The organism is Roseburia sp. OM04-10BH, assembly GCF_003462605.1.
Classification (GTDB): domain Bacteria; phylum Bacillota; class Clostridia; order Lachnospirales; family Lachnospiraceae; genus Roseburia_C; species Roseburia_C amylophila.
On sequence record NZ_QTZI01000016.1, the window covers coordinates 21,420 to 35,260 of the forward strand.

Here is a 13,841-nt window from a genome sequence, read left to right on the forward strand (position 1 = left end):
TTATTTTGTTATACCCTAAATTACCCTCTGAATTTGTTTTTAAATTTGGAGGGATTTTTTTATGTCCTTTTTTCGGGCAGTTATCTATCTGCTCATACGAAGCAAAATTTATCAATACATAGCATATCAGAGAACGGCAGGAAACCAGTTAAAAAAATTTCTGCCAGTGCAACGGTACTTCTCACCTTGAAAGTAGAAGTACAATCTCCATACAATAGAATTACTATTTCCTATAACCGTAAAGGTCACAGAGCCTTTGCGGTTTTTCTTTTGTCGATTTTTGTTGGAAAGTGCCGTAGGGCTGTTTCTGATATGCGGTGTCGTTCTCCGCCTCTCCATCTGGATTTTTTACATTTCAAAAATTCAGATGGGAGGTATTTATGGTGAAATATGCACCAAGAAAGGTATATATCAGAGAAAGTGGCGGCTATGTGGAATTATCCTACACGGAGTTCTGCCGTTGCAGGGAATCCGACCAGACCTATATGGACAAGCTGTTTATCCCCATTCAAGGCTGTCTGCTTGAAGTCGTGAGGGAGCAATACACGGACTTCTACCGAGATAAGGAACGGTGGCGTTATCTGAAAAAATTAGATACGAAGAACAGCCTGCTTTCTCTGGATGGATTTACGGACAGCGAGGGGAAGCCTTTAGACTTTATCGCTGATGAAGCGGCAGACATTGCGGAAACCGTTGTCAATGCGGTTATGGTGGACAGGCTGAAAGCCGCCCTGCCTTTGCTGTCGGATAGTGAACAGGAATTGATACAGGCAATCTTTTTTGACGGACTTTCTGAGCGTGAAGTCGGGGCGAGGTTCGGCATAACCCAGAGCGTTGTGAACAAACGCAAAGCCAGAATCCTAAGAAAACTAAGAAAGATAATAGAAAATTAAAATTTAAGGCGTTCAGCCCCCTTGTTTTTTCCTTTGGGAAAATGAGGGGGTTTTTCTCTGCCCTCTCAATCAATTCTGATTGGAGGAAAAGAAGCATGGCATATAACCACGGACGGGAGGACAGGAAATGGCGTATCTGGAAAGAAGCGGAGGAAAAGCTGCTGCGTGAGTGCGGCGTTGATGAAGCGACCATTGAGCAGATACGCATTGCGGACAGGGCAGACTTCAATTCCAACAGGCGGTTTTACCGATGGACGAATGACATTGCGGAATACCTTGAGGACATGGCAGACAGGGAGCGGCAGACGGAAGTGGGTACGGTTGCGGAGTTACTGGACGAGATTGAGAGCGAAAATCTCTATCAAGTATTAGTCGCGGTGGACGGGCGTACCTTGAAAATCGTCCTGCTGAAAATGCAGGGGTATTCCACAAAGGAGATTGCCCCGCTCGTGCATTTGACGACTGGTGCCATCTATGCGAGGTTAGACCATCTGCGGAAGAAGCTACGAAAATTTTATAGCGTCTAAAACAGCCTGCCGTCCTGCGGGCTACTGGGTGAGGGATGGAAATCCCCTCACTTATTTTTTGCAGGAGGCAAGCGGGATGGCATACAGAGTTAAGGCGTACACGCTTCGGGAGGAATCCACGGAAAGCGGCACAAGGTATTTTATCAGCTTTAAGGACGGGCAGGGCAAATCCCACGAGTTGGAAGTGTCGGAACAGTTCTTTATGGAGTTTCGGCAGATGGAACGCAGGAACAGGAATCTCCTCCAATGGGACGAGCGGCACAGGGAGTTTTCGGAAGTATGGGACGAAACGCTGAACAGGCGGGCGTTGAAGCTGCCTAAGAGCATAGAGGAACAAATGATTGAGGCAGAACGGGCAGAACTGCTCTGTAAGGCGGTTGACGGACTGCCAGAGATACAAAGGCGGCGTTTCCTGCTCTACTACGAGTATGAGTTCAATTTTTACCAAATCGCCGCTATGGAGCATTGCACCGCTTCGGCAATACAGAAATCTGTTGCGATTGCAAAGGAGAAAGTAAAGGCGGAAATGAGGAAGTATCTCCAACCGTGACCGACACCGCCCGAAAAAGAAATCTGTTTTTTATTTGTGTGGGATTGGCGGCATTACATACTCTCACTTTTTCTTCGTGGGAGTAAATCTATTTTTAAGGAGGTCAACGCCTATGTGCAACGAAAACAAAAACACCGCCCGAAAGGAGGAAAGCCATGCAGAAGTTACAGACAGTCAACGCCGAAACGCTCCTTTATGAACCGCTTGAGAAGCCGTCCTTTGTGGTGGACAGCCTTATCCCCACAGGCTTGTCGCTGTTCTGCGGCTCACAGAAGATAGGAAAGAGCTGGCTCATGCTGAAGCTATGTTTATGCGTGTCGCAGGGACTTCCCTTGTGGGATATGCCGACAATGGAGGGCGACGTGCTTTACCTCTGCCTTGAGGACACGTTCTGCCGTATACAGGACAGGCTGTTCCGATTGACGAACGAAGCGAGCAGGCGGCTTCACTTTGCCGTGGCAAGCTGCAAGCTGTCAGACGGTCTTATCGTGCAGCTTGAAGATTATCTGAAAGATTACCCAAACAGCAGGCTTATTGTCATTGACACTTTGCAGAAAGTCCGTACAGCTTCAAAAGACAATGCCTACGCAAGCGACTATGGGGACATCTCACTAATCAAAGACTTTGCCGACAGGCATTCATTGGCGGTCATTGTCGTACACCACATCCGAAAGCAGAATGACAGCGATGTGTTCAACAAGGTGTCTGGGACGACAGGCTTAACGGGGAGTGCGGACGCTACCTTTGTTCTGGAAAAGGAGAAACGGGCATCCGACACCGCCAAGCTGTATGTGACGGGCAGGGACACGCCCTATCAGGAATACACGCTGCGTTTCCGTGATTGCAGTTGGGAACTTGTGGAGAGAAAAACGCAGGAGCAGCTTGCGAAAGAAACGATACCAGACGTCCTTTTTCGGTTGGTGGATTTTATGAGGGATAAGGAAGAATGGGCAGGCACGGCAACGGAGCTGTTAGCCGCTATGAGGGAAACGGAAACCATACCCACGGTGATTACGAAATGGCTCAATGAATACCGCACCACATTTTTAAATGAGAACCATATCGTTTATCAGTACAGCCGCAAAAAACACGGCAGGCAGATTTCGCTTGCAAAGCGGGCGGGTGACAGCGGTGACGGTGGTGACAGCGATATTGGGATACCCCCTGTTACTGTCATTGACGCTTAAAGCCGTGTAAAGCTGGCGACTCTGCCCTGCGGGTGACAGCGGTGACGGCGGTGACAGTGATTTTAGGATACCCTGCCGCTGTCATCCCTGCGGGAGAACACCCCGTAAACGCAAAGTGCAGGCGTAGGATTTACCCGCCCTTTTCGGCGTGTAAAACCACCCCTGCGGTCAGAAAAATCCTTCCGATTTTTCCGACTGCGTTTACAGGGTGTAACACACTACACTTTGCCCTGCAAAGTCGTGTGCCAGACGTTCCCTCTGGACTCCCTTATGGCAGGTCTTACGCCCTGCTTATCCTACGCTCCACGCTTCGGATAAAAGAATGGCAGCATGACGGTGACGGCTCTTGCGAGGGGGTATTCCAAAAACACCGTCATCATCGACATGACCGTCATGCAGGGAATAAGGGTGACAGTTGAGGCAGTCGGTAGGGGGTATCCCAATATCGCTGTCACCGCCGTCACCGCTGTCACCCAAAGGGCAGTTTACCCGCCGAAGAAAGGAAGATGATGAATTATGCCCTATGCAATCCTGCGTTTCCAGAAACGCAAAGCGGGCGGCGTTGCGGCTTGCGAACGCCACAACGAGCGTAAAAAAGAAGCCTATAAAAGCAATCCAGATATAGATATGGAACGCTCGAAAGATAACTACCATCTTGTGAATCCGCCGAGGTACACCTACAAGAAAGAGATTAACCGCATGGTAGCCGAAGCAGGGTGCAGGACGAGGAAAGATAGCGTGATGATGGTGGAAACGCTTATCACGGCTTCGCCAGAATTTATGAACAGCCTGCCGCCCAAAGAACAGAAAGCGTATTTTACGATGGCTCTGGATTTCATTTCAGAGCGTGTCGGGGAGAAAAATATCCTCTCCGCAGTCGTCCACATGGACGAGAGAACGCCGCATATGCACCTCTGTTTTGTGCCGATTACACCAGACAATAAGCTGTCTGCCAAAACAATTTTAGGCAATCAAAAGAGCCTGTCCGAATGGCAGACCGCCTACCATGAGCGGATGTCCTCACGGTGGAATCAGCTTGAAAGAGGTCAGTCCTCAATGGAAACGAAGCGGAAACATGTCCCCACATGGCTCTATAAGTTGGGCGGCAGGCTTGATAAACAGTATGAGGAAATTGTGTCTGCACTGTCCGACATCAACGCCTTTAATGCAGGGAAGAAGCGTGACAAGGCTCTGGAACTGATTGCGGCATGGCTCCCAGACGTGGAGAAATTCTCAAAGGAAATCAGTAAGCAGAGTGCCTATATCAATAGCCTAAAGGAGCAAATCGGGCAGGAATCAGACTATGCGGGGCGTATGCGTGATGAAAAGTATGAGCAGGAACTAAAGGTGCAGAAAGCGAACCAGAAGATATTTGAGTTGCAGAGAACCAACGAGCAGATGGGGCGGCTGCTCTCAAAGATACCGCCCGAAGTGTTGGAAGAATTGCAGAAAAACCATAAAAGCAGAGCGAAAGAAAGGTAGATATGTGAATGAAGAAACAGGATTTTAAGGTGTTAAAGACCAAAGACTTGTACCCGTTTCCCGACAATCCGTTTCATGTGGCAGAGGATGAAACGCTGTCAGAATTAGCGGAAAGCATCAAGGAATTTGGCATTGTCACGCCGATAATCACACGCCCGAAAGAGGACGGGAACGGCTATGAAGTGATTGCAGGGCAGCGGCGTGTCCGTGCGTCTGAACTTGCAGGGATAAATACCGTGCCTGCGTTTGTCCTGCCCTTAGACCGTGACCGAGCCATCATCACCCTTGTAGACAGTAATTTACAGCGTGAGAATATCCTGCCATCAGAGCGGGCGTTTGCCTACAAGATGAAATCCGAAGCCATGAAGCGGCAGGGTTTCCGCACAGACTTAACCTCGTCACAAGTTGTGACGAAGTTGCGGACGGACGACAAGGTGGCACAGGGCTTCGGCGTAGGCAGGATGACCGTACAAAGATTTATCCGTTTGACGGAACTGATACCGCCGATTTTGCGGATGGTGGACGAGGGGAAAATCGCCCTCACGCCTGCGGTGGAACTGTCCTTTTTGAAGAAAGACGAGCAGGAAAACCTCTTTGCCACGATGGAGAGCGAAGAAGCAACGCCCTCACTCTCACAGGCACAGCGGATGAAAAGCCTAAGCCAGAGCGGGCGGCTTGACATGGATACGATATTTGCAATTATGACGGAGGAAAAGGGAAACCAGAAAGAAACCTTGAAAATCAACACAAGCAAGCTGAAAAAGTATTTTCCGAAGAACACAACGCCGAAGCAGATGGAGGAAACCATCATTAAACTTTTGGAGCGTGAATTGCAGAGGAAACGGGGCAGGGACAGCCGCTAATCTTCTCTTTTCGGGAGGTAAATGCAGAAAATTGAGGTATGAAGAATGAAAGAAATCCAGTATGAGATTGTAAAGGAAATCGCCGTATTGTCTAAGGGCGACAGCGGCTACACAAAAGAAATCAATCTTATCTCATGGAACGGAAGAGAGCCGAAATATGACATCCGCAGCTTTTCCCCGAACCGTGAGAAGTGCGGAAAGGGTATCACGTTGAACGCTGATGAAGCAGCAGCACTCCTTGAAGCATTACAGAAAGAAGTAAACAGCGGGGATTGATGGTATCTGATTGACAGGGCGGGGCGTTTCCAGACGTTCTCCTGCCCTGTCTGGAAAGGAAGATTTAAGTATGGGCGAGGATAAGAAAGCAGATAAAAAGAGAAAGCGTATCGTGCCGAAAGCACCAGTTCAGATGATAATCAGCCGTGAATATGTCGGCACGCAGACAGTCACAGAAGCGTTTATCCCGATTATTTCCGAGGATATTCGGAAGAAGATTGCCGAGGGCGACACCTTCGACAATGAGGGGCTGTCCGCTTAGAATGTACGCAATGGAACATGAAAACAGATAGGACAGATATGGAGGTTTTACAGTATGGCAGGAATAAGAATGGAGAACAAGATTTATGAAGTCGGCATGTACTGCCGCTTGTCAAAAGACGATGGCACGGATAACGAGAGTGCGAGCATTGCGACACAGAAATCCATCCTCACGGATTATGTGAAAAAGCAGGGATGGCACTTAGCAAAAACGTATGTGGACGACGGTTACTCTGGTACAAATTTCCAAAGACCAAGTTTCCAGAACATGATTAAGGACATTGAAAGCGGTCTGATAAACTGCGTTATCACGAAAGATTTATCTCGTCTGGGGAGGAACTATCTTGATTGCGGACTGTATCTGGAAGTGTTTTTCCCAGAGCATAATGTGAGGTATATAGCGGTCAATGACGGCGTGGACACGCTCAATAAATCCGCTATGGACATCACGCCTTTCCGCAACATCCTAAACGAAATGTATTCCGCCGATGTGTCGGTCAAGATAAAATCGGCGTACCGAGCGAGGTTTCAGCAGGGGAAATTCATGGGGACGACAGCACCATACGGTTACGTCAAAGACCCCGCCGACCACAACCATCTGCTGATAGATGACAAAGTTGCCCATGTGGTAAGGGAAATATTTGACCTTGCGTTAGCGGGCAACGGAATCGCCAAAATCCGCAAGCACATCAACAAACAGCATATCTTACGCCCCGCCGCTTATGCGGCGGAGCAGGGGGCAACAGGCTATGAGAGGTATTTTGAGGAGAATGAGGAGAACCGTTATATTTGGAGCGAGAACAGCGTAAGGGGCATTTTAAGAAGCCCGATATATGCGGGAAACCTTGCAGGCTACAAGCGGATTGCCGCCAACATGAAAAGCAAGAAACGCCCCTCTAAGCTGCCCGAAGAATGGGAAGTGATACCAGACACCCATGAGGGGATAGTCACGCAGGAGGAATTTGATACCGTACAGCAGCTTATTACAAGCCGCAGATTACCAGAAAACAAGGGCGGCTTTGAGAACATCTTTGCAGGCGTTATTAAGTGTGCGGACTGCGGCTATGCGATGCGGGCTATGAGTGCCAACAGGAGGAAACGCCCCGACATCATCGACTGCGTACAATATTCCTGCAATAATTATGGCAGATACGGTAATATCATGTGTACCGCACACAGCATTGAAGCGAGGGACTTGTTCAACGCTGTCCTCACCGACATCAACCGATTTGCGGATATGGCAGTCAATGATGAAAAGGCAGTGAGGGCGATTGAAAAGCGGCTCACGGAAACAGACCAGAGCAAGGCAAAGGCACTGGAAAAGGAGCAAAGAAAACTGAACAAACGCCTTGCAGAACTGGACAGGCTGTTTTCCTCACTCTATGAAGATAAGGTGATGGAGCGTATTACCGAGCGGAATTTTGAGATGATGTCGGGAAAATACCAGAAAGAACAGCTTGAAATTGAAGCAAGGCTGAAAGAGGTAACGGAAACGCTCAGCGACAGCTATGAGAAGACGCAGGGTGTCCGTGATTTCCTCTCCCTAATCCGCAACTATCAAGGCATTAAGGAACTGGACGCAACCATCATAAACGCACTTATAGACAAGATACTTGTTTCGGAACGTGAGAAACTTACAGACGGAATGGTGCGGCAGGAAATCAAGATTTATTATAAATTCATCGGCTTTGTCGGTGAATTACATATCACACCGACAAAGCGGTGGACTGCGTTAAAGCCTAAGAATTGTACGGTGTGCGGTGTTGAATATGTTCCCCGCTCTGGCATATCGAAGTATTGTCCTGCTTGTGCCAAGAAGATACAGAGGGAGAAATCAAACGAGAGCAAACGCAGGAGCAGGGAGCGAAACAGACAGGCATGTATTGAACTGTCCGCAAAAAATGACCGACTGACATTGAACAGCAGGAGGGAAGAATCTTACGACAGGGCAACCAGAATGATAAGGTCAAGATATTTCGTTATGTTACGGAAGGTACATTTGACAGTTACTCATGGCAGCTCATTGAGAATAAGCAGAAATTTATCGGACAGATCATGACCAGTAAATCCCCGGTGCGAAGCTGTGAGGATGTGGACGAAGCGGCACTTTCCTATGCGGAGGTTAAGGCACTTGCAACAGGTAATCCCTACATAAAAGAAAAGATGGATCTCGATATTCAGGTATCGAAATTGAAACTGATGAAGGCAAACCATACCAGTCAGAAATACAGGCTGGAGGATAACATCACACAGCATTATCCGCATCAGATCGCTATTTTCAAGGAACGTATCGAAGGTTTTACCGCTGATATGGAAAAATATGCGAAAAATAAGCCGGAGGATAAGGAACAATTTTTCATGCAGGTGGGAGGAAAGCCATATACAGATAAAAAGGAAGCAGGAACTGCAATCATAGCCATGTGTAAGGAAATCAAAGGCATCAATGCCAGTGCGGATGTAGGGGAATATCTTGGATTTAAGCTGAATGTAACTTTTGATTCTTTCAACAATAAATTTGTAATGAATGTCAAAGGAGCCATGAGCCATCCGATGGAAGTCGGCACTGATCCGCTCGGAAATATCACAAGAATCAACAATGCACTGGAAGCAATGCCAGCACAACTTGAGGAAGCACAGACGAAACTTTCCAATGTGGAACATCAGCTTGAAACAGCAAAAGCAGAAGTAGACAAGCCATTTCCGCAGGAAGCGGAGCTTTCCGAGAAACTGGAACGTCTTGCAGAACTTAATGCCTTGCTTAACATGGATGAAAAGGGCGATGATGCGATTGGCATGGATGACGAAGCCACGGAACCGGAAAAAACACATGAAGATGTGAAATCGGTGGATAAAAAAGGGGATGAGGTTGCTGATATGCCAGCAAAGCAGAGTAATCTTGGAAAAACGGTTACGGATGATAAGCTGTCAGACCGACCAGCAGAACGGACTTCATTGCAAGAAAGGCTCGCAGCAATGAAGGCAAGAGTGTCTGGGACACCTGCAGGAAGGGATGCAGTGGATAAGGCAAAGGGGAAAGATCAGATTTTATAAAAAAAGTTTTATTCCCAACTTTATTCCCAACCTGTCAGCACTATTCGGGTTGGGAATAAAAGCAGGATTATTAAAAATGTTATAGCAGTTGATGTAAGGGCAGTCAGTAGTGGCTGCCTTTTATCGTACAAAATGGAGGTCATTTATGGCAGAAAATTGTTATTGGTAGGAGCATGTGGCAATGAGGATTGGCAGATGTTACCGTTTTGCTTGGATGCGCAATCAGGAATTGTATCAGATTGTGAAAATGCAAAGGAGTATCGAAAACTTATAGGGTTACAGATATAGTAAGAGGCACGCCCAAATTTCAGGTTTCGTTCCATTCTGTAAAGAAAAATGAATAAATGTCGATAAATATTATGAGCTAAGGATGGCGTCTGTTTTCAAGGGATTGAATGTGAAAATAGACGCTGTTTCTGTTTGGATTGGAGGTTATATTATGAGAATACAAGCGGCAAATACATTTTATACAGGTACTTACTCTGTTTTGAATACGAAGTCATCATTTCCATATGCTGTGAAAGTTGAAGGTTACGGAAATACAAGAAACCAAAGGAGTTTATTTCAGTTTGCACATGTGACAATAACAGAACATATGGTAAATGCAAAATATGGTACAAAGATTACAAACGGTTCGAGAGTGCAGATGCAGACCGCAGGTAGTAAGAAAAAAGAAGATTGGACTGAGGTTTCCAAAGAACAGTTGGCAGAAGTAAAACTACCGGCATCATTTGATAAATTGAAAGAACAAAATTCTTATTTTTATCATGGAGAAAACATATCGGATTATGAACTAGTGCAAACTGCAGTAGCATTGGGGAAAATGGAATTACCAACAGATGAGAAAAAGTGTATCCCAGACAGAGTTGCAATGGATGCATTTGAAGTGCTTGTCAGAGACCAGGCGGCTCCAAAAAACTCATGGTCAAATACATTGTATTCGGAGGATGGAAAATATACCTTTACAAAGACTGAAAGCGGAAGATGGCAGATGCATTTGATTGATGATGCTGCCATAGGTGCATCTTTGGAAGATATAGCAAATTGGATGATGAGCGGCACGCCCAATAGAAATATTGAGACACGCTACCTAAATTATCTTCATACTGTTGATCCGGATTTATATAATGTGGCGATGCGAATAGGTTCCGAGGTTCGTTCTTATGGTTTTATGGAGGATTTACATCAGCAGGGAGTATTAAGTGATAGTCAAAATCAGTATGATATGAGTCTGTTGGGTATGTTATTCGGTAAAGATGCGGATAGTATGCGTATGATATTGAATGGGTGTAAGGAGTCTGGTAATTTTTTGGAATTATTGGATTTGTATAGCCCGGATGGAGCAAAATCGTTGGATAAGCTTCGGGAACAGCAATATAAGCACGGTGGAATTGTTTAACATAGCGAGTTTTATGACAGGATATGAAAAAGCAATTAATTCTCGAAGTAGAAGAGTGTGAAACACTAATGTAGCAACGGAGGTAAAGACAAACAGCAAGGACAAAGTGCAGGAATACTATGAGAAACTGTGTAAAAAGTTCCCGGAGATTACTTTTAATACGGGTAGCAGTCTTATGAGTGGAAATGAAAATAAAGTGGTAATAAATCTTTCTAGCGAATGTCTAAAGAAAATGGCAAATGATCCGGAATTTGCCAAGAAAGTAGAGTTTAATTTAACTGGTGCAGTACCGGGACAGAATAGAATGTTTGCACAAGCCAAAGCTGATAATGCAGTGATACATGGTGTTACAACTGTAATAGATGCCGATGGGAATGCTTCTGTTACTTGCGGAGGTATGACAAGAACCAGTGGTTCAAAACAAAATTCAACTACATTGAATGCGGAAAAGAAACAAAAAGAAAGATTATAGAAAAAGCGTGAGGAAAGAAAAATCTCAGAAGAAAAGGCAGCTAAGAGACGGGCAGAGAAAAAGGCGCAGTTGGAGAAGCTGACAGAAGATGAAACGTTTACAATATCAGCTACTGGCACTGATGTAAAAAGTGTTACGCAGAACCTCTTAGCTGCGGTTTCTGGTACATCTGCGCCGACAGGGGCAAGTTTTGATATAAAGGCATAAGGAGAAATTGTTCATATTCCGCAAGGCGCATAAACCTTTGCTTTTGCGGACTGCCCGGACTTATTGCAAGGGGGCAGGGGCGGCAATATAAAAAATTGATGACAATGGAGGATTAGGAAATGGCTATTAATGGAGTCGGACATAATTATGATTATTTGGGAACGACTACAAATTATATACGGGGAAAAGCAACTGTTAGGGAAGCAATCTCAAAGATGGTGAAGCAGTAGGCAAATCTTTCTATTTCTGATGCAGGAAGAAATATGCAGCGGGAAATGGCAAGCAAATTTGAACCCGATTCGGATTATACCAATGTCAGGGAACTGACAATACAAAATACAAATGAGGTTGCTTGGGAACACTATACCGCAATGCGGGATATTAGCAGCCTAACATTAAAAGACGGGAATTATAATGTTGAAGATGTGATGAAATCTATAATGGATACATATGAAACCCGTTATAATGAAATCGTAAAAGAACATGAAAATGGAGATCGTGAAGTTTCCTACGAACTTACGGGGAAAAGGTCATTGACACTTGACGAAGATTTAGCCGGATTGGACGAAGCCTTTAAAATGCGTCTGGCAAATTTAGAAGGATATATTACCTGTCAACAAACCAATAAAGCATTTGAAAACGCAGGCAGTTCATGGTATTTCCATAGAAATAGCCCTCAAAATGAAGTAAAAACACAAGATAAGGCTCAAATGTTTGATACAAAATATCAGAAAACCGCAGTATCAATAATGGAGCAGGCTAAAGAGAAGTTTTTGGTAGCCTTTAAAAGTATAAATTACAAACAAGGAACAGCAACAAGCATACTATCGGATATTATGAAAAAGTGCTGATAAAGGAGGATTAAAAATGGCTATTAGTGGAGTAGGACAGAGTTATTATCAGAACAATGTTGCAACAACGAAAAGTACAAAGAGCGTAAACAGCACGGGAGAAACGGGCAATACAAAGGAATTATCAGAAGCGGAAGAAATGGCGATTTTCAAAAAGGAATTTTATGCTGAAATTGATAAGATACCCAGAAATAGAACTATAACCAATGTGGCTATCAACATATCAGAGGAAGCATTTAAGAATATGAAAGATGATCCGGAGTACAGGGAAAAGATATTATCAGCACTTAAACGTGACTTAACTTCGTCCTTTGCACCGTTGGAAGCTTCTATGGTGCTCACTGTAGGAGCTACTGCTAAAGATTATAGGGGCGATTCATGGTCTGGTGTTAATAATCAATCGGAATTTTATGCTCGTTCACAAAACAGTTTTTATAAAAAGACAAGCAACAAGAAAGATAGACAAAAAGAGCTTTTGGAAGAATATCTGGAAAAACGGGCGCAGGTTAAAAAACAGCAGCAGGAAATGTTGAATGAAAAGATTGCAAAGCAGGAACAGGAAAGAAGCCGATTATTACGGTCGTGGAACAATGAAAGGCTGTTGTCAAAAGCGTCTAATGCTTATGAAGCAAATGCTATGACGGAAGCGGTTACGGATAGTGCTTTTAAGTAAGGAGAAAGAGATATGTCAATTACATTTTTAAGTCATCCTATTCATCTGCCGGATTTTTTCAAGTTTGATAGGGAATATTTGGGAAAACAGGAAAGCCAAAATGAAGACCAGAAAGTGTTTCATAAGGATATTTTAGAGGTTTCTCAATTATCGAAAAACAGGGAAAATTTAATGGATAAAATTAAGCATACAGTTGTGCATTCGGTTACATCGTTCAGCGATATGAGAGCCGGAATATTAAAAGAAATTAGGGAAGAAAAAGGGCAGTATGACTATACTGATGTTGTAAATGCCTGCGGATTGAGTTATGCAAGGCTGTATTCTGAAATTGAACAGCGCTATGAAAATGAACAGTATTATAAGGTAGATGGGACGCCGCTGACAAAAGAAGATGAGATAGAGTGGCTGGATATACAATTTGAGCAGGAAGCGGCATGGCAGAAATCCTGTGCAAGAATAGCAGCCCAGGGGCAGGTCATTCAGGGGAAAATTTTTGAAATGCCAACAAAAGAGATGGAAGAATTGGAAGACAGCTTTTATCAAGCGAAGGATGCTTATATGAAGCTGTACCGGGAAAGCAGGCAGGTGGGGAAGCCGCTTGTTTTGCAAAATTATATATTTGGCAATGGCCGGATGTATGAAGTGCTGAACAGATTAGGTAATTTACAGGAGAGGGTGGAATAATGCGGGTTAATTTATCCAACAGTTCATTGCAGAACAGATATTTTTCAGGAACAGGAAGAAGTCATTCAGATGTCAGGTATGAACGAGCATCTGTTGAATTTCAAAGGTCTTATGATAGATGAGGTTCAACGGGTAATCATTCGGGAAAATCAGGAGATAGAGCTTACATATACCGAGTTTGAAATCTTGAAGCTTTTTGCAAAGCATCCGGGAATAGTGTTCAGTAAGGAACAGATTTATGACATTGTGTGGAAAGAATCCTATTCCGGCGATTACAACATCGTCATGAGCCATATCCGGAATATTCGGGAGAAGATAGAGGATAATCCTAGCAAGCCAAGCTATATACAGACTGTTTGGGGAGTTGGTTATCGGTTCAATAAAAATTTAATAGCATAGAAACAGGCAATTAAGAAACAAAATCTTGGTTGTCTTTTTTATTTGTAAAAACATTTACAGTGACAG

17 protein-coding genes are annotated in these 13,841 nt (G+C 44.6%); all 17 read left to right on the top strand.

The genetic code is table 11. The features are described 5' to 3' along the window. The first annotated feature begins 383 nt into the window (after positions 1-383). On the top strand, positions 384-893 hold the full coding sequence (locus DXB43_RS13500; protein WP_442969679.1) for a sigma-70 family RNA polymerase sigma factor: 510 nt from the start codon (positions 384-386) through the stop codon (positions 891-893). Between the two features lie 95 nt (positions 894-988). After that, entirely contained in the window at positions 989-1,420 is a 432-nt protein-coding gene (locus DXB43_RS13505) for a sigma-70 family RNA polymerase sigma factor (protein WP_002596253.1), read from the top strand. 76 nt (positions 1,421-1,496) lie between these two features. Next, positions 1,497-1,970 (top strand): RNA polymerase sigma factor, encoded by a 474-nt coding sequence (locus tag DXB43_RS13510; RefSeq protein WP_002596254.1) that lies wholly within the window; start codon positions 1,497-1,499, stop codon positions 1,968-1,970. 155 nt (positions 1,971-2,125) lie between these two features. Further along, the gene (locus DXB43_RS13515; protein WP_002596255.1) at positions 2,126-3,157 is read left to right on the top strand and encodes an AAA family ATPase; all 1,032 of its coding nucleotides are present in this window, start codon (positions 2,126-2,128) and stop codon (positions 3,155-3,157) included. Positions 3,158-3,487: 330 nt separating this feature from the next. Continuing rightward, positions 3,488-3,667, top strand: a complete 180-nt coding sequence (locus DXB43_RS13525; protein ID WP_117947813.1) for a hypothetical protein — start codon at positions 3,488-3,490, stop codon at positions 3,665-3,667. A gap of 6 nt (positions 3,668-3,673) precedes the next feature. Next, positions 3,674-4,639, top strand: coding sequence for a MobV family relaxase (gene mobV / locus DXB43_RS13530; protein ID WP_002596256.1), 966 nt, complete (start codon positions 3,674-3,676; stop codon positions 4,637-4,639). An 8-nt stretch (positions 4,640-4,647) separates the two neighbouring features. Then, the gene (locus DXB43_RS13535) at positions 4,648-5,502 is read left to right on the top strand and encodes a ParB/RepB/Spo0J family partition protein (protein ID WP_002596257.1); all 855 of its coding nucleotides are present in this window, start codon (positions 4,648-4,650) and stop codon (positions 5,500-5,502) included. A 45-nt stretch (positions 5,503-5,547) separates the two neighbouring features. Further along, positions 5,548-5,778: a YdbC family protein gene (locus DXB43_RS13540; RefSeq protein ID WP_002596258.1), complete on the top strand. Its 231-nt coding sequence runs from the start codon at positions 5,548-5,550 to the stop codon at positions 5,776-5,778. Positions 5,779-5,848: 70 nt separating this feature from the next. Further along, positions 5,849-6,040 (top strand): hypothetical protein, encoded by a 192-nt coding sequence (locus tag DXB43_RS13545; protein ID WP_002596259.1) that lies wholly within the window; start codon positions 5,849-5,851, stop codon positions 6,038-6,040. A 54-nt stretch (positions 6,041-6,094) separates the two neighbouring features. Beyond that, positions 6,095-8,098 (top strand): recombinase family protein, encoded by a 2,004-nt coding sequence (locus DXB43_RS13550; protein WP_117947814.1) that lies wholly within the window; start codon positions 6,095-6,097, stop codon positions 8,096-8,098. Next, the gene (locus DXB43_RS13555) at positions 8,095-9,090 is read left to right on the top strand and encodes a helicase (RefSeq protein WP_117947815.1); all 996 of its coding nucleotides are present in this window, start codon (positions 8,095-8,097) and stop codon (positions 9,088-9,090) included. Before DXB43_RS13550 ends, DXB43_RS13555 begins: the two co-directional genes overlap by 4 nt. Before the next feature lie 439 nt (positions 9,091-9,529). Beyond that, complete coding sequence (locus DXB43_RS13560) at positions 9,530-10,489, top strand: hypothetical protein (RefSeq protein WP_021960360.1); 960 nt, start codon at positions 9,530-9,532, stop codon at positions 10,487-10,489. A 106-nt stretch (positions 10,490-10,595) separates the two neighbouring features. After that, positions 10,596-10,961 carry a DUF6033 family protein gene (locus tag DXB43_RS13565; protein WP_008118586.1) on the top strand — a complete coding sequence of 122 codons (366 nt, stop codon included), beginning with the start codon at positions 10,596-10,598 and terminating at the stop codon, positions 10,959-10,961. Between the two features lie 470 nt (positions 10,962-11,431). Continuing rightward, on the top strand, positions 11,432-12,019 hold the full coding sequence (locus DXB43_RS13570) for a hypothetical protein (protein WP_243006684.1): 588 nt from the start codon (positions 11,432-11,434) through the stop codon (positions 12,017-12,019). 16 nt (positions 12,020-12,035) lie between these two features. Further along, the gene (locus tag DXB43_RS13575) at positions 12,036-12,692 is read left to right on the top strand and encodes a hypothetical protein (RefSeq protein ID WP_008118593.1); all 657 of its coding nucleotides are present in this window, start codon (positions 12,036-12,038) and stop codon (positions 12,690-12,692) included. Between the two features lie 12 nt (positions 12,693-12,704). Continuing rightward, on the top strand, positions 12,705-13,376 hold the full coding sequence (locus tag DXB43_RS13580) for a hypothetical protein (protein ID WP_008118594.1): 672 nt from the start codon (positions 12,705-12,707) through the stop codon (positions 13,374-13,376). A 69-nt stretch (positions 13,377-13,445) separates the two neighbouring features. Beyond that, positions 13,446-13,775 (top strand): winged helix-turn-helix domain-containing protein, encoded by a 330-nt coding sequence (locus DXB43_RS13585; RefSeq protein ID WP_117947817.1) that lies wholly within the window; start codon positions 13,446-13,448, stop codon positions 13,773-13,775. Positions 13,776-13,841 lie beyond the last annotated feature (66 nt).

What these genes read in the sequence shown, in the direction of transcription:
- DXB43_RS13505 (WP_002596253.1), top strand. Translation starts at nt 989, where the DNA reads ATGGCATATAACCACGGACGGGAGGACAGGAAATGGCGTATCTGGAAA.
- DXB43_RS13510 (WP_002596254.1), top strand. Translation starts at nt 1,497, where the DNA reads ATGGCATACAGAGTTAAGGCGTACACGCTTCGGGAGGAATCCACGGAA.
- DXB43_RS13515 (WP_002596255.1), top strand. Translation starts at nt 2,126, where the DNA reads ATGCAGAAGTTACAGACAGTCAACGCCGAAACGCTCCTTTATGAACCG.
- DXB43_RS13525 (WP_117947813.1), top strand. Translation starts at nt 3,488, where the DNA reads ATGACGGTGACGGCTCTTGCGAGGGGGTATTCCAAAAACACCGTCATC.
- mobV (WP_002596256.1), top strand. Translation starts at nt 3,674, where the DNA reads ATGCCCTATGCAATCCTGCGTTTCCAGAAACGCAAAGCGGGCGGCGTT.
- DXB43_RS13535 (WP_002596257.1), top strand. Translation starts at nt 4,648, where the DNA reads ATGAAGAAACAGGATTTTAAGGTGTTAAAGACCAAAGACTTGTACCCG.
- DXB43_RS13540 (WP_002596258.1), top strand. Translation starts at nt 5,548, where the DNA reads ATGAAAGAAATCCAGTATGAGATTGTAAAGGAAATCGCCGTATTGTCT.
- DXB43_RS13545 (WP_002596259.1), top strand. Translation starts at nt 5,849, where the DNA reads ATGGGCGAGGATAAGAAAGCAGATAAAAAGAGAAAGCGTATCGTGCCG.
- DXB43_RS13550 (WP_117947814.1), top strand. Translation starts at nt 6,095, where the DNA reads ATGGCAGGAATAAGAATGGAGAACAAGATTTATGAAGTCGGCATGTAC.
- DXB43_RS13555 (WP_117947815.1), top strand. Translation starts at nt 8,095, where the DNA reads ATGACCAGTAAATCCCCGGTGCGAAGCTGTGAGGATGTGGACGAAGCG.
- DXB43_RS13560 (WP_021960360.1), top strand. Translation starts at nt 9,530, where the DNA reads ATGAGAATACAAGCGGCAAATACATTTTATACAGGTACTTACTCTGTT.
- DXB43_RS13570 (WP_243006684.1), top strand. Translation starts at nt 11,432, where the DNA reads ATGCAGCGGGAAATGGCAAGCAAATTTGAACCCGATTCGGATTATACC.
- DXB43_RS13575 (WP_008118593.1), top strand. Translation starts at nt 12,036, where the DNA reads ATGGCTATTAGTGGAGTAGGACAGAGTTATTATCAGAACAATGTTGCA.
- DXB43_RS13580 (WP_008118594.1), top strand. Translation starts at nt 12,705, where the DNA reads ATGTCAATTACATTTTTAAGTCATCCTATTCATCTGCCGGATTTTTTC.
- DXB43_RS13585 (WP_117947817.1), top strand. Translation starts at nt 13,446, where the DNA reads ATGTCAGGTATGAACGAGCATCTGTTGAATTTCAAAGGTCTTATGATA.